14 protein-coding genes and 1 CRISPR repeat array (1 of these 15 running past the window's edge) are annotated in these 21,931 nt (G+C 40.7%); of the genes, 8 read left to right on the top strand and 6 right to left on the bottom strand.

Annotation, left to right across the window (positions count from 1 at the left end):
- Window positions 1-18: 18 nt before the first annotated feature.
- From aroB to V2H41_RS03650, 5 genes are all read right to left on the bottom strand, one after another.
- Window positions 19-1,038 carry a 3-dehydroquinate synthase gene (gene aroB / locus V2H41_RS03670; protein WP_330973773.1) on the bottom strand — a complete coding sequence of 340 codons (1,020 nt, stop codon included), beginning with the start codon at window positions 1,036-1,038 and terminating at the stop codon, window positions 19-21.
- 185 nt (window positions 1,039-1,223) lie between these two features.
- Entirely contained in the window at window positions 1,224-2,312 is a 1,089-nt protein-coding gene (locus tag V2H41_RS03665; protein ID WP_330973772.1) for a chorismate mutase, read from the bottom strand.
- Window positions 2,313-2,420: 108 nt separating this feature from the next.
- Window positions 2,421-3,272 (bottom strand): prephenate dehydrogenase, encoded by an 852-nt coding sequence (locus V2H41_RS03660; protein WP_330973771.1) that lies wholly within the window; start codon window positions 3,270-3,272, stop codon window positions 2,421-2,423.
- A 62-nt stretch (window positions 3,273-3,334) separates the two neighbouring features.
- Window positions 3,335-4,516 (bottom strand): pyridoxal phosphate-dependent aminotransferase, encoded by a 1,182-nt coding sequence (locus V2H41_RS03655; RefSeq protein ID WP_330973770.1) that lies wholly within the window; start codon window positions 4,514-4,516, stop codon window positions 3,335-3,337.
- Complete coding sequence (locus V2H41_RS03650; protein ID WP_330973769.1) at window positions 4,507-5,400, bottom strand: prephenate dehydratase; 894 nt, start codon at window positions 5,398-5,400, stop codon at window positions 4,507-4,509. The genes V2H41_RS03655 and V2H41_RS03650 overlap by 10 nt, the downstream gene beginning before the upstream one ends.
- A gap of 301 nt (window positions 5,401-5,701) precedes the next feature.
- Here V2H41_RS03650 and V2H41_RS03645 point away from each other — a divergent pair, with 301 nt between their 5' ends.
- The 5 genes from V2H41_RS03645 (at window position 5,702) to V2H41_RS03625 (ending at window position 13,734) form a co-directional block, all read left to right on the top strand.
- The gene (locus V2H41_RS03645; RefSeq protein ID WP_330973768.1) at window positions 5,702-6,412 is read left to right on the top strand and encodes a DUF92 domain-containing protein; all 711 of its coding nucleotides are present in this window, start codon (window positions 5,702-5,704) and stop codon (window positions 6,410-6,412) included.
- A gap of 79 nt (window positions 6,413-6,491) precedes the next feature.
- The gene (locus tag V2H41_RS03640) at window positions 6,492-7,214 is read left to right on the top strand and encodes a DUF4294 domain-containing protein (RefSeq protein ID WP_330973767.1); all 723 of its coding nucleotides are present in this window, start codon (window positions 6,492-6,494) and stop codon (window positions 7,212-7,214) included.
- Window positions 7,215-7,356: 142 nt separating this feature from the next.
- Entirely contained in the window at window positions 7,357-10,887 is a 3,531-nt protein-coding gene (locus V2H41_RS03635; protein WP_330973766.1) for a glycosyltransferase family 117 protein, read from the top strand.
- A 131-nt stretch (window positions 10,888-11,018) separates the two neighbouring features.
- The gene (locus V2H41_RS03630; protein WP_330973765.1) at window positions 11,019-12,116 is read left to right on the top strand and encodes a vWA domain-containing protein; all 1,098 of its coding nucleotides are present in this window, start codon (window positions 11,019-11,021) and stop codon (window positions 12,114-12,116) included.
- 73 nt (window positions 12,117-12,189) lie between these two features.
- The gene (locus V2H41_RS03625; protein WP_330973764.1) at window positions 12,190-13,734 is read left to right on the top strand and encodes a magnesium chelatase ATPase subunit I; all 1,545 of its coding nucleotides are present in this window, start codon (window positions 12,190-12,192) and stop codon (window positions 13,732-13,734) included.
- Window positions 13,735-13,906: 172 nt separating this feature from the next.
- On the opposite strand, the gene V2H41_RS03620 is transcribed toward V2H41_RS03625, so the two are convergent.
- Window positions 13,907-14,767 carry a hypothetical protein gene (locus V2H41_RS03620; protein WP_330973763.1) on the bottom strand — a complete coding sequence of 287 codons (861 nt, stop codon included), beginning with the start codon at window positions 14,765-14,767 and terminating at the stop codon, window positions 13,907-13,909.
- Window positions 14,768-15,209: 442 nt separating this feature from the next.
- Between V2H41_RS03620 and cas9 the strand changes: the two genes are divergently transcribed.
- Genes cas9 through cas2 form a run of 3 tightly spaced genes read left to right on the top strand, consistent with a single transcriptional unit; the run spans window position 15,210 to window position 20,822 of the window.
- The gene (cas9, locus tag V2H41_RS03615; RefSeq protein ID WP_330973762.1) at window positions 15,210-19,568 is read left to right on the top strand and encodes a type II CRISPR RNA-guided endonuclease Cas9; all 4,359 of its coding nucleotides are present in this window, start codon (window positions 15,210-15,212) and stop codon (window positions 19,566-19,568) included.
- A gap of 7 nt (window positions 19,569-19,575) precedes the next feature.
- Window positions 19,576-20,487, top strand: a complete 912-nt coding sequence (gene cas1 / locus V2H41_RS03610) for a type II CRISPR-associated endonuclease Cas1 (protein ID WP_330973761.1) — start codon at window positions 19,576-19,578, stop codon at window positions 20,485-20,487.
- Window positions 20,484-20,822: a CRISPR-associated endonuclease Cas2 gene (gene cas2 / locus V2H41_RS03605; RefSeq protein WP_330973760.1), complete on the top strand. Its 339-nt coding sequence runs from the start codon at window positions 20,484-20,486 to the stop codon at window positions 20,820-20,822. Before cas1 ends, cas2 begins: the two co-directional genes overlap by 4 nt.
- A gap of 106 nt (window positions 20,823-20,928) precedes the next feature.
- Window positions 20,929-21,931: direct repeats of the CRISPR family, unit length 46 nt; unit sequence GTTGTACAACATCAAAGTTATTACAGAATTGAAAGCAATTCACAAC; it runs 333 nt beyond the window's last position.

Genomic DNA, 21,931 nt, shown 5'->3' with positions numbered 1-21,931 from the left:
GTAAAGCCGCCGCTTTGTTTATTGTAATTTCTTGATGATGCTTTCCAATCGTTTGAGCGGAATAGGATGTACTACTCCTTTACCGATTTTTTCAAGCAACACAAAATTCATCTCCTTCTGTACACGTTTTTTATCCATCGTCAGCACTTCAAATACCTTAGCGGCATCGAAGTTGATGTGCGTGGGCAGCTGATATTGCGCTATCAGCGAACGAACGCGTTCTTTTCCTGCAAAGCCTTTTAACTGCTGCGCGATATCGCAAGCATACACCATTCCTATAGATACTGCCTCACCATGCATCAGCGCATACTGTGTTTCGATAGCATGACCGATTGTATGGCCAAAATTGAGCAATCGACGATCTCCTTTTTCAAACTCGTCTTTCTGAACCACCTTAATCTTTATAAGCGCATTGCGACGTACCAGATCGGCTAGCAGTGTTTTGTTTTTTTGATAATCGCTCAACTGATGCTGCTCCAGTTCTTTGAACATGGCCGCATCTTTAATGCAAGCATGTTTGATTACTTCTGCAAACCCATTCTGCCACTCCTTCTGAGGTAACGACTGAAGCAGTGCAAGATCGTGCAGAATGAAAGATGGCTGACGAATTACGCCCACCATATTTTTGTACACTCCTACATCAATACCGTTCTTTCCGCCTATGGATGCATCCACCAGCCCCAGTACCGTAGTAGGTACAAATCCAAAGCGGATGCCTCTCATGTACACCGAAGCCACATAACCTGTAAGATCGGTAATCACACCACCGCCTACTCCTACCAGCACCGATTTGCGGTCAGCCTTCGACTGAATTAGTTTTAAAATAATATCGTCTACAGTACTTTGCTTTTTGTGTTCTTCGCCCGCCGGAATCACTATCGTATTCAGCCCTTTGAACTTCTTTTCGTGAGCTTTAAATATATGCTGGTCAGTAATGAAAAAAGTATGCTTTCTATCAATAATCTTACCCAACTCTTTTAAAGAGCTGTTGAAGTAAAAGTCGGTAGCAGCGTTGGAGAATTTATAAGTCTGAACCAAATTCTATCGTTTTATCGATTCTAAGAAGAGGTAATAATATCGCTCATTGTAAAAAGTCAGCAAACAGAATCTTGTAAGATGGAACACACCCGATAGCTACATAGTAGGAAATACCTGTATGCTACTTCCTACCATGTAGGCCTTTACGGGTAGCGCTTATTTCGCACTCAGCAATTCAATCAGACTTAAGCATCCATTATTTTTTTCTGATGATTGATGCTTTCCAGATGCACGGCATCTAAGAACTTGCTCAGAAAATCGCGGCTAAGACCTAAGTTTTCACCACGTGAAATAGTTTTTTCCATCACTTCTTGCCAACGATTGGGCTGTAAAATAGTAATGTTATTTTCTTTTTTATACTGCCCTATCTGATCCGCAATTTTCATGCGCTGTGCAAGAATTTGCAGTATCTCATCATCCAGATGGTTGATTTGCTGACGCAGCTTTTCCAGTGCCTGATGATAATCCTTATTATCTACATCCTCTTTTCTCCAAATGATGGTTTCCAGCATTTCTTTCAGACGGGCAGGAGTTACCTGTTGTTTAGCATCACTCCATGCATTGTCTGGATCAATATGGCTTTCAATCATCAATCCATCGTAATCCAGGTCTATGGCCTTCTGTGCTACTTCGAGCAACGTATCTCTTTTACCGCAGATATGTGAAGGGTCGTTAATAATAGGTAATTCAGGGTATCTCAATTTCATTTCGATGGCCAGATGCCACATCGGTGCATTGCGGAATTGTGTATTTCCGTAAGAAGAAAATCCGCGGTGAATCAATCCCAATTTTTTGATACCTGCACGAGCAATACGCTCTACACCACCACTCCACAATTCCAGATCAGGGTTAATGGGGTTTTTCACTAACACAGGTACGTCTACACCACGCAGGGCATCAGCCACTTCCTGTACACTGAAAGGATTTACGGTAGTGCGTGCACCAATCCATAATACATCTACATCAAAAGTAAGTGCATCCTGTACTTGCTTGGCAGTAGCTACCTCTACAGCTGTAGGTAAGCCTGTAAGCTCTTTTGCTTTTTGTAACCAAGGTAGCCCTTTGGTACCGATTCCTTCAAACATACCTGGTTTAGTACGCGGTTTCCAGATTCCGGCACGCAACATATTTACCTTTCCAGTTGCAGCCAGCTGTTGTGCCGTTTCCAAAACCTGCTCTTCCGTTTCGGCGCTACAGGGACCGCTAATAATTAAAGGACGCGTGCCCCATAATTCCTGAATTTTCTCTTTTGCTGATAATTGCTGAGTGCTCATGCGAAATAATTATTGATGTTATTTAATAACCGTAAGCTTTTGTTCAAACTTTTTAAAAAATATTCAAAATCCGTTTGATACTTATACAAACTCCGGCAAATTTAATTTTTATTTTATGATTCGTCTGATTTTATTCGCCTCTACGATTAACGATCGTAAGTTTTCCTGATCACTGTTGGCGATATAATTTTTAAACTTCACCAGCTGGTCGATATGCTCCGTGAGTACATCTAAAATATTGTCTTTATTCTGAAGGAATATCGGCACCCACATCGCCGGACTACTTTTGGCCAATCGCACCGTGCTTTCAAAACCTGCTGAAGCGATCTGAAAAATAGCGCTTTCCACTTTTTCCTTTTCCAATACAGTATTAGCTAGTGCAAAAGAAGTAATATGTGATATATGGCTCACATAGGCCACGTGCAAATCATGCGCCCGGGCATCCATCTCCACCAGCTTCATTCCTATTTTAGTGTACATTTTCTCTACCCACTCTACCGCATCGGGATCGCTGTCTTTCTTATTACAAAGAATCACAGCCTTTCCTTCAAAAGCACCACGCACTGCAGCTTTGGGGCCACTGTACTCCGTACCCCACATAGGGTGAGTAGCTACATACCGACCTCTCTTGGGGTGCTTCTGAACCGCAGCGATGATATCCGCCTTTGTAGAGCCCATATCCAGCACGATCTGGTCGGTAACTTTATCCAGAATTCTGGGTAATAAATCCACTTGTACATTTACGGGGACCGCCAGAAAAATCACTTCTGCTTCCTTAATAGCTTCATCCAAGGGCAATATTTCATCTACCAGCTCCGCTTCCAGAGCTTCTTCGGCATGCTGCGGGTTGTTCTCCACACCAATCAATTTGGAGGACAACTTTTTCTCATGTAGCTGCAATGCCATCGAACCTCCGATAAGCCCTACTCCTATTATTGCTATTTTTTTACGTTTATTCATTTTACTTTAGCTATTTGTTCTATGAAGTGGGCGCAAACCACTACTATTCTATTATTGCTGTCTTATGATATCAGGCTTTGTTGTATTCTGCTGATAGCTTGCTCAAATCGAGCTATTGAACCGCAAAGGCTGATTCTAATGTACTGCTCTCCACCACTGCCGAAAATACCTCCAGGTGTAATGAATACATTGGCTTTATACAATACATCATCCACCACCTTATAACAGTTGTCATATTTCTCGGGAATACGTGCCCATACAAACATACCTACCTGATCTTTGGAATAAGTGCATTCTAGTATATCCAGCAATTGAAACACTTTCTCCCTACGCTCACGATATACTTTATTTACTTCATCATGCCATTCCTTTCCCAATGTTAATGCTTTTGTGGCAGCCAGTTGTAGTGGCAGGAACATACCGCTGTCCATATTGCTTTTAAACCGCAGCACTTCGTTAATGCGTGCTTCCGCACCACACAATACACCCACACGCCATCCAGCCATATTATGTGATTTACTCAGCGAATTGAGTTCAATCACCACATCTTTAGCACCCGCTACACTTAACAAACTTATAGGCTCATCATTCAGGATAAAGCTGTAAGGATTATCATGCACCACCAAAAGCTGATGTTTTTTTGCAAATGCCACCAACGCTTCAAATACCTTCCTATCGGGACGCTGACCGGTGGGCATCTGCGGATAGTTTACAAAAAACAATTTCACACTGCCTTTACCATTATTGTTGTATTCGGTAATTTGTTTTTCGATCGCCGCAAAATCAGGTTGATAATGATGTTCCTCTTTCAGATCATAATCGATACAAGTGCTTCCGGCAATAGTGACATTGCTTCTGTAAGTAGGATATCCCGGATTGGGTACCAGCGCCGCATCTCCCTCATTCAAATAAGTCATGCAGATGTGCATAATACCTTCCTTACTACCAATGAGAGGTAGGACTTCTGTATCCGGATGCAACGTCACACCGTACCATTGCTGATACCAGTCGGCAAACGCTTTCCGCAATACCGGACTACCCTTATAACTTTGATAACCGTGTACATTGGGTTTCTGGGCCTCTTCGTACAATACTTTTACCACATCAGGATGTGGAGGTAAATCAGGACTCCCGATACCCAGATTGATAATATCTTTTCCTTGTTTATTCAGGTCGTCAATTTCTCTTAACTTCTTTGAGAAATAATATTCGCCTACACCTTTTAATCTGTTGGCTACTTCCATATACCTTTTTTATAAATACCGTAAATCTTGATACCCTCTGTCAGCGGCGTAATTTTTTCGATAACTCTATGAAATGTTTTAATGTTGTCGAATTCCATATCGGCGTGAAACTGATACTTGAAATCCGAACCCGGAATGGGGAAGCTCTGCAGCTTAGAGAGGTTTACTTTATGAATGGCAATCACACCCAACACTCTGGCTAATGCTCCCTCTTTATGTATAGTTTTAAAATTAATCGAAGCTTTGTTGCCAATCTGCTCTTCTTTCACATCTTCCGGTCTCTTCAATACCAGAAAGCGGGTATAGTTCTTTTTTAAAGTCTGAATTTTAGGAGCTAACACCTTCAAGTCGTAAATCTCAGCGGCCAATGTACTAGCTATTGCTGCAATATGCTTGCTTTTATATTGTGCAATATGCTTAGCGCTTAAGGCTGTATCTTCCGTTTCTACCAGTTTCCACTTATACTGATCGAGAAATTCATAACACTGTTGCAAGGCCATAGTGTGCGAATGCACTTCCTTAATATCTTCCAGTTCTACTCCGTGATTCACCAGCAAATTTTGATGAATCTGCATATAAATTTCACCCACTATTTTCAATCCGCTAGATTGCAACAAATTGTAGTTGGGCAAAATGCTGCCGGCAATGGAGTTTTCAATCGCCATGATACAGCCGTCGGTTCTGCTCTTATCCTTAGCGGCCGCAATCACTTCTTTAAAAGTAGCGCAGCATTCTACTGTGACATGTTTGCCAAAATAGTATTGTGCGGCTTGTTGATGAAAACATCCTTCATAACCCTGAATGGCAATATGAGGTGCAACCTCTTCCGTCAGTGAAGGGGCATCTCCTTCTTTACTTTTAGATTCCTCTTTCTTACTGGTCATCTTATGTTATTTATTTGCTTTCAGTGAACCCCTTCTCGGAAATACTTCTGGGAGAGGTATCAAAAAAATCCCGGCCTTGGGAGCCGGGATTCATTTATACCTTCACTATTATTATCCTAGTTGAGTCGAACTACAGCAATCCCGGCTTCATTTTTTTGGTAAAAAAGAAGTAAAAATAAAACCCGGTAAAAAATTGCTTTGTTCTCATGGAGTGCAAATTTAATTCATAAAATGTAATCACCAAATATATTTTTGTGCAATCTTGTAAAATAAAAACCGCCCGTTTTATAAAGATATACAGATGAATAGCGCCCATATCATATTCGCTATAATAGTGGTAGCCGGCATGCTGCTGAGTGTACAACTTCGCAAACTCACTATTGCAGCGGCTTTGATGGGCGGCATTTTGAGTACCCTCATTTATATCACCTGTGGTGTTGTCGGTGTGATACTGATGGCCGCTTTTTTTATAATGGGTGTATTGGTTACTTCCTGGAAAATGGAGCTTAAACAGCAGGCGGGCTTGGCCGAAAAAGACAAGGGACGCCGCAAAAGTGGACAGGTATTTGCCAACGCAGGAGCGGCTGCAATCATCGGGATGCTTTCGCTGCTATTTCCAAAATCGCACCTCAATACACCGCTTTTGGTTGCAGCATGTTTTGCTGCCGCCACAGCCGATACCTTTTCTTCAGAACTGGGAAATGTATACGGCAAGCGCTTCTTTCATATTCTCAGTTTTCAACCAGCGAAAAAAGGAGGCAACGGCATTATTAGCCGTGAGGGTACGTTATGGGGAATAGTAGGCAGTACTCTCATTGCCCTAATTTACGGCATATTCTATGGGGTGAGTTTTGACTTGTTGATAATTATTATAGCCGGAACAGCAGGCAACATCATGGATTCGCTACTAGGAGCCGCATATGAAGACAAAGGTTATCTTACCAACAATATGGTAAATTTTCTCAATACCGTTACGGCCGTCCTTATCGCCACACTGTTGCAACGATTGTAATGACTATTAAGATTTCCTTATCAATTCATTAAAATGAGTATAAATAAAAATGCAGTAAATTGCTATTTAACCTAGTGCTTTGAGTACCCTTCGCAAACATATCGCTAGTTTAGTAAGTGTTGCCTTCGCACTTATGAGCACTTTAATCAGCAATGCTCAAACAAGTGTCGATCCCTCGCGCATTCCTCCACGGCCCAGCATGGAAGAGATTATGAAAGACTGGGGGCCTTATGATACCATTGTGGTAGGTGCCATTTGGTACGGTACCGACTATGATTCTTTTAAAATAATGCCTTATGCCGAGGAGGAAAATGTATGGATCTCCAAGTTACCGCCAGCCAAACTGGAACAGGTAAAGCGAGAGTATAATCGCCTTAGAAATGCAGTATATGTATGCTATCCCTATGCACGCATAGCCGGCAATATTATCAATCAAATCAATAAGGAATTGGAAACTGCCGGCAATAAGAAAGACCGGAAAGCAATTATAAAATCCCGAGAAAAAGAGCTCAAACAGAAATTTGCCGAACCGCTGAGTAACTTATCGGTATACCAAGGGAAAGTACTAATGAAGCTTATTAACCGACAAACCGGCAACAATTGTTACGAAATATTGAAAGAGTATAAGGGTAGTTTGAATGCTCGACTGTATCAGACAATAGCCTTCTTTTACGGCGGCAATCTCAAACAGGAATATAATCTCAAAGAAAGTTTCGACAGAGAAATCGAAAATTTTGTGCGCGAAATAGATGCTAGCTGGTACAATAATCCTTACAGAAACCCTTCTTATATCTATCGCTAAGGAGCACTTTAGCCCCTATTTTCTTGCAGATAGTGCTACAAAAGCTTTTTCCTATATTTAAAATTTTTCATAATACCTTTCCGAAACGTTTAAATGATAGGTTTATCCCTATTTTTGTGAGCATCAACAAATTTATTTGTCAATGAATTTCAGAAAAGTAAACAATATTACAGGTTGGATTGTATTTGTCATTGCTACATTAACGTATGTATTTACTCGTGAAGCTCGCGGATCATTATGGGACTGTGGCGAGTTCGTTGCTTGCGCCTTCAAATTAGGAATGCCTCACCCTCCGGGAGCCCCCATGTTTACTTTATTGGGACGCTTTTTTATTATCCTGTTCGGAGATAATGCAATGACTGCGGCCAATGCCGTAAACTTTATGAGTGCCCTTGCTAGTTCAGGCACCATTCTCTTTCTTTTCTGGACTATTACACACTTCGCCCGCAAAATGTATGTAAATGTAGGCGAAGAGCTCTCTCCTGCTCAGTTAATAACTGTGATGGGGGCGGGTGTAATCGGTGCATTGGCATACACATTTACAGATTCTTTTTGGTACAGTGCAGTAGAGGGCGAAGTATACGCTTTGTCTTCATTGTTTACAGCATTAGTATTTTGGCTGATATTAAAATGGGAACATGCAGACGAACGCGCTACCAATGAAATGGAACGCGCTAAAAGCGACCGCTGGATTATATTCCTCTTCTTTATGATGGGACTATCCATCGGCGTACACCTCCTAAACCTGCTTACCATTCCTGCTATTGTAATGATTTATTATTACCGCCGATATAAAGCCACTAACCGCGGAGCATTGATTGCATTTCTAGTAGGTTGTGCCATCACCGGCATCGTACAAGTGGCGGTAATTCAATACAGCATGAAAGCAGCAGGATTATTCGATGTATTCTTTGTAAACAAATTCGGACTACCGTTCTTCTCGGGCTTTGCCATTTATTTTGTGGTACTTGCTGCACTCATTGTGTGGGGATTGCGCTTTAAGAATAATGTTTCAAAAACCTCTTTGTTAATTTGGGCCGCACTATTCTTCACCATGGCCTTTTTGCCATTTGCATTCTCCTCAACAGGAGCTGCTTTTAAAATCATTTTATTACTAGCGATTGGTGGCGTATTGGGTTATTTTATCAAGCCGGCTACACTAGGTATTCTTAAACTTTTATTGTGGTGTTATGCGTTCATGATGTTGGGGTACTCCATGTACTTCACTTCCATGATCCGCAGTAATGCCGACCCGGCCATTGACATGAATAATGTGGATAACCCCATCAATCTAGTGTATTACCTGTCTCGCGAACAATACGGTAGCGCCCCATTGATTTATGGCCCGCACTATGCTGCAGAAGTAGAACGTGATGCGGTGGGATACCCCGTTATAAAATACAAGGAAATGCAATACTCCAAAGGGAAAGACAAATACATTCCTATTGGACGTAGACGCGAATATGTATATCAGAAAAGCGATATGCAGCTATTCCCCAGAGTTTGGGATCCCAGCAATGCTCAGGGACATGCTCAGTTTTATGCCGACTGGCTTAACTTAGACCAGCAACGCGATGAACAGACCGGTCAGATTCATTATGGCGCACCCAGCTATGCCGACAATATCAACTGGTTCCTCTCCTATCAGACCGATTTTCTCTTCATGCGTTACTTCATGTGGAATTTTGCAGGACGTCAGAACGACTTGCAGGGATTCGGCAATAAGCGGGATGGCAACTGGATATCTGGTATCAGCCTGATTGATAGCCCGCGCTTGGGCGATCAAAGCAAACTGCCAGACAGCCTTAAAAATAATAAAGGACATAATAAGCTCTATATGCTGCCCTTTGTGTTAGGCATTTTGGGCTTTGTATATCAATTGCTGAAAAACCGCAGGGACTTTATCGTAACGCTGATCTTCTTCTTCTTTATGGGAGAGGCGCTAGTGATCTACCTGAATGCACCGGGTAATATGCCTAGAGAGCGAGATTATGTGTTCGTTGGAGCCTGCTATGTATTCACCATCTGGATCGGCCTTTCCGTATTAGCATTTGTAAGAATGGCGGTAGAAAAGCTTGAAAAAGATTTATTCAAGAAAATATTAACATACGGGGCTACCCTGGCCTTCTTGGTAACACTTATCAGCAGCCTCACCGCTACCTTCAAAGGTACCATCACAGCTTCCATATTCGCAGCTTTGTGGTTTGTACTGGTAGTAATAGCGATAACGCTAATCGTACGAGCCTTATCGGCTAAAGGCACCAATTTAAAAACAGCCGGCATTGTGGCTTCCGTAATCTGCCTTTTCGTACCTGCGCTTATGGCACAACAAGAATGGGATGATCACGATCGTAGCCAAAAAACGCTGGCTCCCGACCTAGCTAAAGACTATCTGGAGAGCTGCGCACCCAATGCCATCCTATTCACCTTTGGAGATAACGATACCTATCCTCTATGGTACGCTCAGGAAGTAGAAGGTATCAGAAAAGATATTCGCATCATCAATACCAGCCTTTTAGGTATTGACTGGTATATCAACCAATTGAGATATAAGATTAATGATGCCGATAGTGTAGATGTGATCTGGTCTCCCGAACAAATACAAGGACATAACAGAGAATATATCCGTATCGGTAATCAGGGAGGCGATAAGCTCGATCCTAACGCCTATTATCCATTATACGACGTGATGAAGGATTATCTAGGACAAAGCGTAACGGATGAAGATGGAAACGATGTAGGCCCCGGCATCATGCCTTTCAGAAAATTCTTTGTTCCTGTAGACAAAGAAGTGGTACGTAAGAATGGTACTGCGAATCCTACAGACAGCATCGCTGATCAGATTCAGTTCGATATACCAGCCTCGGCATTAACTCGTAACGATCTGATCATGCTGAACATCATTGCCACTAACAAATGGCAGCGCCCCATCTACTTCACTGCGGCATATGGCGATTTAGGCTTCGGCCACTATTTGCGCAAGGATGGGCTAACTTACAGACTCGTACCATTCCCTGTAAAGACACCCCAGCAGAACTGGGTAACCGATCAGGCAATGCGCTCCATGAGGGCGGGAGGTACCTCAGTAAGAGATAACAATCTGGAAGTCATCTTCAACAACCTCCACAAAAAATTTGAATTTGGTGGCGCTAATAAAAAAGGTGTGTATTTTGATGAAGTGAACAGACAGTACCTGCTGAACATCAGAGCCATCTTTGCAGAAGCCGCCGGTAATCTGGCCGATGCGGGCAGAAAAGAAGAGGCTATAAAACTTCTGGAAAAAGAGGCCCAGAACATACTGCCGGAAAATCTGCCTTATGGTATGACCAGCCGTTACAGCATGCACAATCAAACCGGCATCTTACTGGTAGAAGCACATTACAAAGCCGGTATGTTTGATCGTGCTAGACAGATTGCCGAAGCAGTAAGAAAAGATATAGTGGATCAAAGAGCTTACTACGAGTATTTGAAAAATAATAAGCCCGAGTACTACTCAGGCTTAGAGTACACCGAAGTCATCCTCAACGAAATCATGGATGAAGTACTCAAACAGGTGGAGCAAACCTACGATCCCACAAAAAAAGCGGCACAGCAGATTCCGGAAATCAATCCGCAGGAAGCCCAACAGGCCGCCGACAGTGCTCAAAAAGCGACTCAGGAGGCTACAAAGTAGCATCTTGCCGAGAAAATTATATTTGTCAAAAGCTGCCTTTACGGGCAGCTTTTTTATTGGTTTTCAAAAAGCTTGGCAATAGTTTCCACAATGGCAAACATCTCATTTGATAATGTGTTATATTTATAGATATGCGAGGCTTTCATTTTTCAAAATTTGATCCTAACCTGCAGGGAAAATCTCCATTTGATAAACTTTTGGATGTATTCCTGCAACTCCTTACATATACCAGCGGAGATGTGGCCGAAGCACTACAGTGGCTAAACCATCTGGATAAAGAGTATCAACTTACAGATGATGAGTACGGTATCGGCGATTTTATTGAAGACCTGAAAGAGAAAGGTTACATTACCGAAGATCCGCAAAGAGGCGAAATCAGAATCACTCCTAAAACCGAGCAAGGCATCCGTAAAAAAAGCCTGGAAGAAATCTTCGGAAAACTGCGCAAAGGTTCCAAAGGTGATCACAGAACCTTTAAGCCGGGACAGGGCGATGAAATCAATCCCGAAACGCGCCCTTTTCAATTCGGCGACATGCTGGAACAAATTGATTTCACCGAGTCGATCCGAAACGCGCAAATCAATCACGGTATTGAAAGTTTTATGCTGCGCGAAGACGATCTCAGCATTCGCGAAACCGACTTCAAAACCCAGACCTCCACGGTGCTCATGATCGACATCTCCCACTCCATGATTCTATACGGAGAGGACCGCATCACTCCTGCCAAGAAAGTAGCCATGGCGCTGAGCGAACTGATTACGACCCGATATCCGAAGGACACACTGGACATTGTAGTGTTTGGCAATGACGCATGGCCGGTGGCCATCAAGGATCTTCCTTATCTGCAGGTGGGCCCCTACCATACCAATACGGTAGCGGGGCTGGAATTGGCCATGGATATCTTACGTAGAAGAAAAAATCCTAATAAACAAATCTTCATGATCACAGACGGAAAGCCCACCTGTCTGAAAATTGGCAACCGCTATTACAAAAATGCTTTTGGGTTGGATAGAAAAGTGGTCAACAGATGCCTCAATCTGGCTGCTCAATGCAAAAAAAATAAAATCACCATCACCACATTCATGATTGCTACCGATCCTTATCTACAGCGCTTTGTACATGAATTCACCGAAATGAATAACGGTAAAGCTTATTTTGCTTCTTTAGATAATCTGGGAAGTTTTATCTTTAAAGACTTTGAAAGAGGCAAGTCGAAAAATGTATTCTAAACTTAACAGCATTAAGACACCACTTTTCATTACAACAAAAACAATCATTTACTAAAACCGACGTTTACAATATATGAATGCAACTACCCTCGGAGAGCTGATTCAGTCAGGATATCAATCTAAATCCATAAAAGAAGAAATTCGTCAGAACCTTATACAAAAACTCAAAAGCGGCGAAACCACTTTTTCGGGCATCATCGGTTATGAAGATTCGGTAATTCCCGATGTGGAGCGCGCCCTCCTAAGCAAACACAATATCCTATTGTTGGGCTTGCGCGGACAAGCCAAAACCCGCATGGCACGCCAGATGACCGAACTATTGGATGAATACATTCCCATAGTAGCCGGCAGCGATATCAACGACGATCCTTTAAACCCCATCTCGAAGTATGCCCAAGACCTCATTGCCGAAAAAGGCAATGACACGCCTATTGAGTGGGTACACCGCAGTCAACGTTATGCCGAAAAACTGGCTACGCCTGACGTGAGTGTGGCAGATCTCATCGGCGATATCGATCCTATTAAAGCTGCTAACCTCAAACTCAGCTTTGCTGACGAACGAGTTTTGCATTATGGTATTATTCCGCGCAGCAATCGCGGCATCTTTGTCATTAACGAATTGCCCGATCTGCAAGCACGGATACAGGTAGCTTTATTTAATATCTTGGAGGAAGGCGATATTCAGATACGTGGTTTCAAATTAAGGCTGCCCCTGGATATTCTTTTTGTATTTACGGCCAACCCCGAGGATTATACCAACCGCGGCTCTATTGTTACGCCACTGAAAGACCGGATAGAAAGTCAGATCCTCACCCACTATCCCAAAACATTGGAGCACGCTCTGGAAATTACCGAACAGGAAGCCGATATCGCTGCCGATGTAGCGGAAAAAGTGGCGGTGAGCGATCTTATCAAGCGCCTGATAGAACAAGTGGCTTTTGAAGCCCGCAACAGTGAATTTGTGGACAAAAAAAGCGGTGTAAGCGCCAGATTGACTATTTCGGCAAGAGAAAACGCCGTAAGTGCAGCGGAAAGACGCGCATTGATCAATAACGAATCGAAAACCCAAGTGTGGATTGCCGACCTTATTGGCATTATTCCATCCATTACCGGAAAGGTAGAGCTGGTGTACGAAGGTGAGCAAGAAGGCCCCTACCAGGTAGCCATGAATTTATTGGAAAAAGCCATCCGCACGCAGTTTGTACAATACTTCCCCAATCCGGAGCAGCTAAAGAAAAGAAGAAATACCGGCAAACCTTCGGCACAACAGAAAGCCGATGAAAATCCTTATCGCGCCATCATCGGCTGGTTCGACAAAGGCAATCAATTGACAATCCCCTTCCATACTAAAGACGAGGAAAAATTACAATTGTTGTACGCCGTGGACGGACTACACGCCTTGGTGAAGCAATTTTTTCCGGGAGCCAACGACATGCAGACCGGCCTACTGATGGAGTTTGTATTGCACGGATTAGCGGCTTATTCTTCCATTAGTAAGAAAATTTTTGAAACACAAATTGAGTTTAAGGATCTCTTCGGTAGTATGCTCAATATCGGTAGTACTCATCATGACGACGATGAGGAGCTAGGTTTTGATGATGATGAAGAAAGTATGTAAGTGTTTGTTTAGATGGCCATACACCTAAATACTTGCATTTCGAAACCTAATAAGAGTATCGAATTTACTTCGATTTACCAGAAATGTATTTTCAGTTTTTTAATTTTTGCGGGAGGTGAGTCAGGATGCTGAATCAGATAGCCCATCTGACACCGAAGACCTGACTCATTTTTTATTTTAGTAATTCCAATTTAAGATTTCTTCTAAGCGTTACCGGCATTTCCACATCATATGTTTTCAAATCCGGTGAAGCGTTGTAGCGCATGCGAAGCTTTAATCGATTGTCCATCGATGCCTCCACGATCTGTCCGTTTTGATTGTCGATCTTAGACATAATAATAAACTCCTCCACACCCCAGAATAAATTTACCTTATCGCCATTCCCCTTTCTAATCATCTGAAAGTTGTTGGGATAGTCGAAAATGGAAGTAGCGATGGTATCAATAAGTGGTTCTAAACAGGGTACAACAGGAGGACTAAACTTGGTTTCCACAATGGTATACTGCTTATCAGTACTTATCAAACGTTGGGTCACTTGAATGCAGTCCGTTCCGTAAAGGATGGTCATACTATCTGCGAAATTGCCTTTTCGAAGTTCGGGATTGATGAATTCCCGATTATTCTCGGACAAAGCCTGAGCCTTCAACGCAGGAGCTATAGCCACATAAAATGTGTTTAAATCGGTGATCTCTCCTACCATATCCGGTACCGAAAGCTTGGGCAGCAATACCCTCCCTTCAGGAGCTAGAGATACAGAATAGGGCTTTACGGATAAAGCGGCAGTGCTCAAGTTAAGGGTATCCTTGGAAGTAAAACTGGCCTTCTCCAACCATTTAATTGATTCTGCCCATATAGAGCCCTCTTTTACCACACGATGCTCCGAAATCGCCACCGAAGTGCCTGTATATTTATCATTGTTATAGGTGTCCGTTGTAAGCTTGTATCTGAAGATTTCGCCTTCTCGATACTGTCTAAATTTTACCACCTGAGAGAAAGAAAAAAACGGAATGAATAAGAGCCAAAGGAATCGCATATATTGAAAGTTCAATCAAACAAGATATCCAAATACAACGGTTAGCATCTGCACAAATGATATAACAGTGTTCCTCAATAATTGTTTTTTACAGGATATAGCATTTTTAGATACAATGCCATTGTTCATTTAGCAAATATGCTATTTTTTATTAAAACAAATAAACAGCATGGAGCCTATATATGTTACAAGATATTTGCATGCAATATCAAATATAAATGGGCAGGCATAAAAAATGCCCCCTGATTAATGGACAAGAGGCGACCCAAATGTTTTCACAACGGAATCATCCTTATTGTGAATTGCTTTCAATAGTAAAATTAATAATTTCTTTAGCTCCATCCAAATTACCCACTCCACTATCTACCCTATTTTTAATTAACACTCAACTTTTTATGAAAAATTTTTATATATTTATCCTATACACTAAAACTGCTGGCAGATGAAAAATATTCTCGGTTTAGACCTAGGTACCAACTCTATTGGGTGGGCCCACGTTATTGAAGAAGAAAGTCCTGAAAATTCAAGCATTGTTCAAATTGGTGTTCGTGTTAATCCACTTACAACGGATGAACAAACAAATTTTGAAAAAGGAAAACCTATTACGACCAATGCTGACCGGACTTTAAAGCGTGGTATGCGTCGTAATCTCGATAGATACCAATTGCGTAGAGAACATCTTATCGATGCTTTGAAGAAAGCTAATATCATCACCGCTGAAAGCAAATTGGCTGAAGACGGTAAAAATACAACGCACGAAACCTGGCGTCTGCGAGCGAAAGCCGTAAGCGAAAAAATTGAAAAGGATGAATTGGCAAGGGTTTTATTGGCTATCAATAAAAAACGGGGATACAAAAGTTCTCGTAAAGCTAAAAATGAGGAAGAAGGGCACGCAATTGATGGTATGGCCATCGCCAAAAGGTTGTACGAAGAAAATCTGACACCGGGACAGTTGTCTTTTCAGTTGCTTTTAGAAGGCAAGAAGAAATTGCCCGATTTTTATCGTTCGGATTTGCAGGCAGAATTTGATAAAGTTTGGAATAAACAAAGAGCATATTATCCGGACTTTCTAACAGAAGAATTATATATAGCCTTAAAAGGTCAGGGAAAAGAAAATACCAGAAAGCGAATTTTGGCTATAGCCAATGTCTATACAGCAGATATTAAGGATATGGAAGATGGTTTGAAAAATGAAAAAACCATCACACTATCAACCCGAGAAAAGAAAAAACTTCAAGCATACAAATGGAGAAATGATGCCCTTACTCAACAATTGTCCCAAGAACAGGTAGCTTTTGTGTTAACCGAAATCAATAATGATATCAATCAATCGAGCGGTTATTTGGGTGAAATCTCCGATAGAAGTAAGGAACTATTTTTCAATAAACTCACTGTAGGCCAATACCTTTACAATCAGCTTTTGCAAAACAGACATATTCGCTTAAAGAACCAGGTGTTCTATCGCCAGGATTATATGGATGAGTTTGAGGCGATTTGGGAGGAACAGCGAAAACATCATCCGGAACTGACCGATAAACTGAAAGAAGAAATTAGAGACATAATTATTTTCTATCAGCGTAAATTAAAATCTCAAAAAGGGTTAATCAGTTTCTGCGAATTTGAAAGTAAAAAGGTTGAAATTAATGGTAAAAAAAGTACCATAGGTGCAAGAGTAGCCCCAAAATCATCGCCATTATTCCAAGAATTCAAGATTTGGCAGAACTTGAACAATGTTCTTGTTCGAAAAAAAGGAAGCAAGAAAAGGAAGGCTCAAGATACACTAACAAATTTCTCGGAAGATGCAGAAGTTTTGGAACTGAGTTTAGAAGCTAAAGAAACCTTATTTGAAGAATTAAACTTAAAAGGCAATCTTTCTTCTGCTCGAATTATAGAAATTTTGGGGCATAAACCTGCTGATTGGGAAGTCAATCATACACAATTAGAAGGAAACAGAACCAATCAGGCTTTATACAACGCATATCTGAAAATCCTTGAAATAGAAGGATACAACGAAGATCTTTTAAAATTGTCCGACAAGGATGATATTAATGTGGCCGATCTAAAAACACCTGCAGGTGAGATAAAAGAAATGGTGAAACCCATTTTTGAAGATTTGGGTATCGACACGGAAATATTGGAATTCAATGCTGAATTGGATGGCAAGGCCTTTGAGCTGCAGAAGTCATATCAACTGTGGCATTTATTGTATTCTGCCGAGGATGATGATAAAAAATACTCCGAGGAAGATATTTTGACCTATGGTCAGGAACATATCGGACTTAAGAAAAAACTATGCGAGAATTTCGGTTTTCAACCGGAGCATGCAAAGATTTTGGTGAATGTTAGTTTTCAGGATGATTACGGAAGCCTGAGTACCAAAGCCATGCGTAAGATATATCCGTACATAAAAGAAAACAAGTACAGTACGGCGTGTGAATTGGCAGGCTATAGACATTCAAAAGATTCCATCACCAAAGAAGAAAATGAGCAACGAGTCTTAAAAGACAAATTGGAGCTATTACCTAAAAATAGTCTGCGCAATCCGGTGGTAGAGAAGATTCTCAACCAAATGATCAATGTGGTCAATGCTCTATTGGATAAAAACAGAAAAACAGATCCGAATTTTAAATTCGATGAAATTCGCATAGAGCTTGCCCGTGAATTGAAAAAGAATGCCAAAGAACGTGCTGAGATGACTTCCCAGATCAATAAAGCTAAAGGCGAAAATGAGAAAATAGTAGAAATAATCAGGAAAGATTTTGGTATTCTTAATCCTACCAGAAACGATATTGTGAAATATAAGCTGTATCAGGAATTGGCTTTTAATGGGTATAAGGATTTATACACCAATACCAAAATCGATTATCATAAGCTTTTCAGTAAAGAGTATGATGTAGACCATATTATCCCACAATCCAGATTGTTTGACGACAGTTTCTCCAATAAAGTATTGGTGCCTCGCCAATCCAATTTGGATAAAGGTAATAATACGGCCTTTGATTACATGAGTAGACAATCGAAAGAAGATTTCGAAACCTACCTGTCTGTTGTCGATAATTTGTACAAAGAAGGGAAAATCTCTAAAGCCAAGTATCAAAAATTGCTGAAGCAAGAATCGAAAATTGGCGATGGCTTTATCGAACGCGACTTACGAGATAGTCAATATATAGCCAAGAAGGCGAAAGAAATTTTAAATGAAATAGCAAGGCATGTCGTTGCTACAAGCGGAAGTATTACGGACCGTTTGCGTGAAGATTGGGGATTGATTAATGTAATGAAAGAAATTAACTTGCCGAAATACCGTGCATTGGGATTGACTGAATTCCAAGAACGAAAAGACGGTAATAAGGTAGAAGTGATTAAAGATTGGACGAAGCGCAACGACCACCGCCATCATGCTATGGACGCTTTAACGGTAGCGTTTACCAAACGTCAGTACATCAGCTATCTCAACTACCTCAATGCTCGCTATAATGCGACACACAAAGAACATCATAATATCAAAGGCATTGAAGAAAAATTCATCGAGTGGAAGTATGATGACCAAGGCAATAAAAAACGGGTATTTAAACTGCCTATCCCTAACTTTCGTCAGCAGGCCAAAGAGCATTTAGAAAGTATATTGGTGTCTCACAAAGCAAAGAACAAAGTCGTTACCCGCAATAAAAATATCACCAAATCCAAGAAAGGGGAGTTGGTAAAAATCGAACTAACGCCTCGGGGACAATTGCACAAAGAAACGATATACGGAAAATATCATTATTACGAGAGCAAAGAAGTAAAAATCGATGGCAAGTTCGATGAAGCAACGATTGCGATGGTAGCTCATCCTTTGTATAAAAAATTGTTGTTAGAACGATTACAAGCCAATGATAATGACCCGAAAAAAGCGTTTACAGGCAAAAACGCATTGAGCAAGAATCCGATTTACTTGGATGAAACCCGAACAGAAACGATGCCTGAAAAAGTGAAATTAACTTGGTTAGAATCGGATTATGCGATAAGAAAAGACATTACTCCTGAAAACTTCAAAGATGAAAAATCGCTTGAGAAGATTATTGACCATGGGGTAAGGGAAATCTTGAGACAAAGATTAAAGGAATATGGAGATGCTAAAAAGGCATTTTCAGATTTAGATAAAAATCCTATTTACCATAAGAATGGCCAAGTCATTAAGCGAGTTCGAATTTCCGGGGTCAAAAATGCCGAACCGTTACATTTTAAGAGAGACCATTTGGGCAATTATCTTTTAGATGAACGAGGCGAACGTATTCCTGTGGATTTTGTGAGTACCGGAAATAACCATCATGTAGCTATTTACAGAGATGCAAAGGGTAATTTGCAAGAAAGAGTTGTATCCTTTATGGAAGCCGTTTTAAGAAAAAATTACGGTTTGCCGTTGATTTTTAAAAATCCAATTGAGGATATTGATTTGGTTTTAAACAAAGGAATAAAAGAGGAATTGATTTTAAGTAATCTTCCTGAAAAAGACTGGGAGTTCCTCTTTACCATGAAGCAAAACGAAATGTTTGTATTTCCCAATGATCAAACCGGATTTAACCCACAAGGAATTGACCTTTTAGATCCTCAAAACAAAAATCTAATTAGCCCGAATTTGTTTAGGGTGCAAAAGATTGCAAATGGAGATTATTGGTTTAGAAATCATTTAGAAACTACAGTAGAAGCAAAATCGGAATTAAAAGGAGTTACTTATAAAAGATGTAGCTTGATTGGAATTAAAGGTATAATAAAAGTTCGAATAAATCATTTGGGAGATATCGTTCAAGTAGGAGAATATTAATGAATATATGCTTAAACGAACTTTGTATTTTGGCAGCCCGGCTTATTTAAAAACACAAAATAAGCAGTTGGTTATTGAATTGCCGGAAACAGGTGAAATTAAAACGGCTGCCATAGAAGATATCGGTGTGGTGATTTTGGATCATCAGCAAATCACCATCACCCAGGCATTACTCGCTCGATTACTGGATAATAACACGGCAGTCATTATCTGTAACGATATTCACCACCCCACCGGTTTATTTCTGAACTTGGACGGTCACACCCTACAAAGTCAGCGCTTTCAATATCAAATTGAAGCGTCCTTACCCCTTAAAAAACAGCTCTGGCAACAAACTGTTATTGCCAAAATCACCAATCAAGCGTTTCTCCTACAGCAATATCGCATTCCTAATAAAGTCTTATTGCAATTGGCTTCAAATGTAAAAAGTGGCGACAGCGATAATTGTGAAGCTCAGGCATCGGCCTATTACTGGAAACATGTTTTTCCATTATTCCCTAAATTTAGACGCCACCGAGAAGGTCCTCCACCCAATAATTTGCTCAATTATGGTTATGCTATCCTACGGGCAGTGGTAGCACGCAGTTTGGTGGGGTCGGGATTACTACCTACGCTGGGTATACACCATCGCAACCAGTACAATGCTTATTGCTTAGCTGATGATATCATGGAGCCCTACCGACCTTATGTGGACAAGGTGGTCTATAACATCATTAGAACACACGGCAATTTTCTAGAACTCACCCCCTCCATGAAACAACAATTGCTCAGCATTCCTGCCATAGACGTCATAATCGATTACGAGAAAAGCCCGCTATTGAATGCTGTACAACGTACCACAGCCAGCTTAGCCCGGTGTTTCGAAGGCAAAAGTAGAAAACTGCTCTATCCGATAATGCCAACGACCTTAACGCCATGAATTTCGAACGCCTAAACGCCTACCGCATCATGTGGGTATTAGTCATGTTTGATCTGCCGACCGAAAGTAAAGCAGACAGAAAACGCTATGCAAAATTCAGAAAAGAAATTTTAGAGAATGGATTCTCGATGTTTCAATTCAGTATGTATATCCGTCATTGCATGAGCCGGGAAAATGCGGAAGTGCATATTCAAAGAGTAAAGAAGATACTACCTCCCAAAGGTCATATCGGAATCATGTGTATTACAGATAAACAGTTTGGTCAGATACAAATATTTCACGGTAAGAAAGAGCTTGAAGCACCGGTAGGCCCTCAGCAATTGGAAATGTTTTAAACCAGAAAATAGGCTACAATAGCAATAAAAAAACGGGAAAAATCCCGCTTTTTTCATTCTAGAAATACGCCTAAGAGTCTGATTTTCTAACCCTTAAACGAATTCTGTTGTACAACATCAAAGTTATTACAGAATTGAAAGCAATTCACAACACAGAATCCGCCCTATATACTTGATATAAAGTTGTACAACATCAAAGTTATTACAGAATTGAAAGCAATTCACAACCTCTCCTGAATTATACGGAGACGTTTAAAAGTTGTACAACATCAAAGTTATTACAGAATTGAAAGCAATTCACAACAGCCTAACGCGTAGTAATCTTCTCCACGCTGTTGTACAACATCAAAGTTATTACAGAATTGAAAGCAATTCACAACTGTAAAGTAGTATTACAGCTAACTACCAAAGTTGTACAACATCAAAGTTATTACAGAATTGAAAGCAATTCACAACTATGCTGTACTTCACCCGGCAGTGCATTGAGTTGTACAACATCAAAGTTATTACAGAATTGAAAGCAATTCACAACGAATATGGTTAACGCTTACAATCACCCTACGTTGTACAACATCAAAGTTATTACAGAATTGAAAGCAATTCACAACATTTTGCCATTGCTCTAATTTTTGTTTAAGGTTGTACAACATCAAAGTTATTACAGAATTGAAAGCAATTCACAACCGAGATTAACGAACATCGTTACAACGGAGAGTTGTACAACATCAAAGTTATTACAGAATTGAAAGCAATTCACAACAGTCTCACTTTAAGAGAATCGGTTGGATTGGTTGTACAACATCAAAGTTATTACAGAATTGAAAGCAATTCACAACAGATGTAGACAAATAGTACTCTTCAATAAGTTGTACAACATCAAAGTTATTACAGAATTGAAAGCAATTCACAACAACTTACTGCCATACTCGCCAGCAAGATAAGTTGTACAACATCAAAGTTATTACAGAATTGAAAGCAATTCACAACCGCTACGTACAAGGCGCGCTTTTCAAAAAGTTGTACAACATCAAAGTTATTACAGAATTGAAAGCAATTCACAACATGCCTAAATTTGGAACCCCAATGCTATAAGTTGTACAACATCAAAG

It is taken from the genome of Niabella digestorum (genome assembly GCF_036409055.1).
GTDB classification, from domain to species: domain Bacteria; phylum Bacteroidota; class Bacteroidia; order Chitinophagales; family Chitinophagaceae; genus Niabella; species Niabella composti.
The sequence above is the reverse complement of the archived record's forward strand: the minus strand, read 5'-3'. Positions and strand labels throughout refer to the sequence as shown.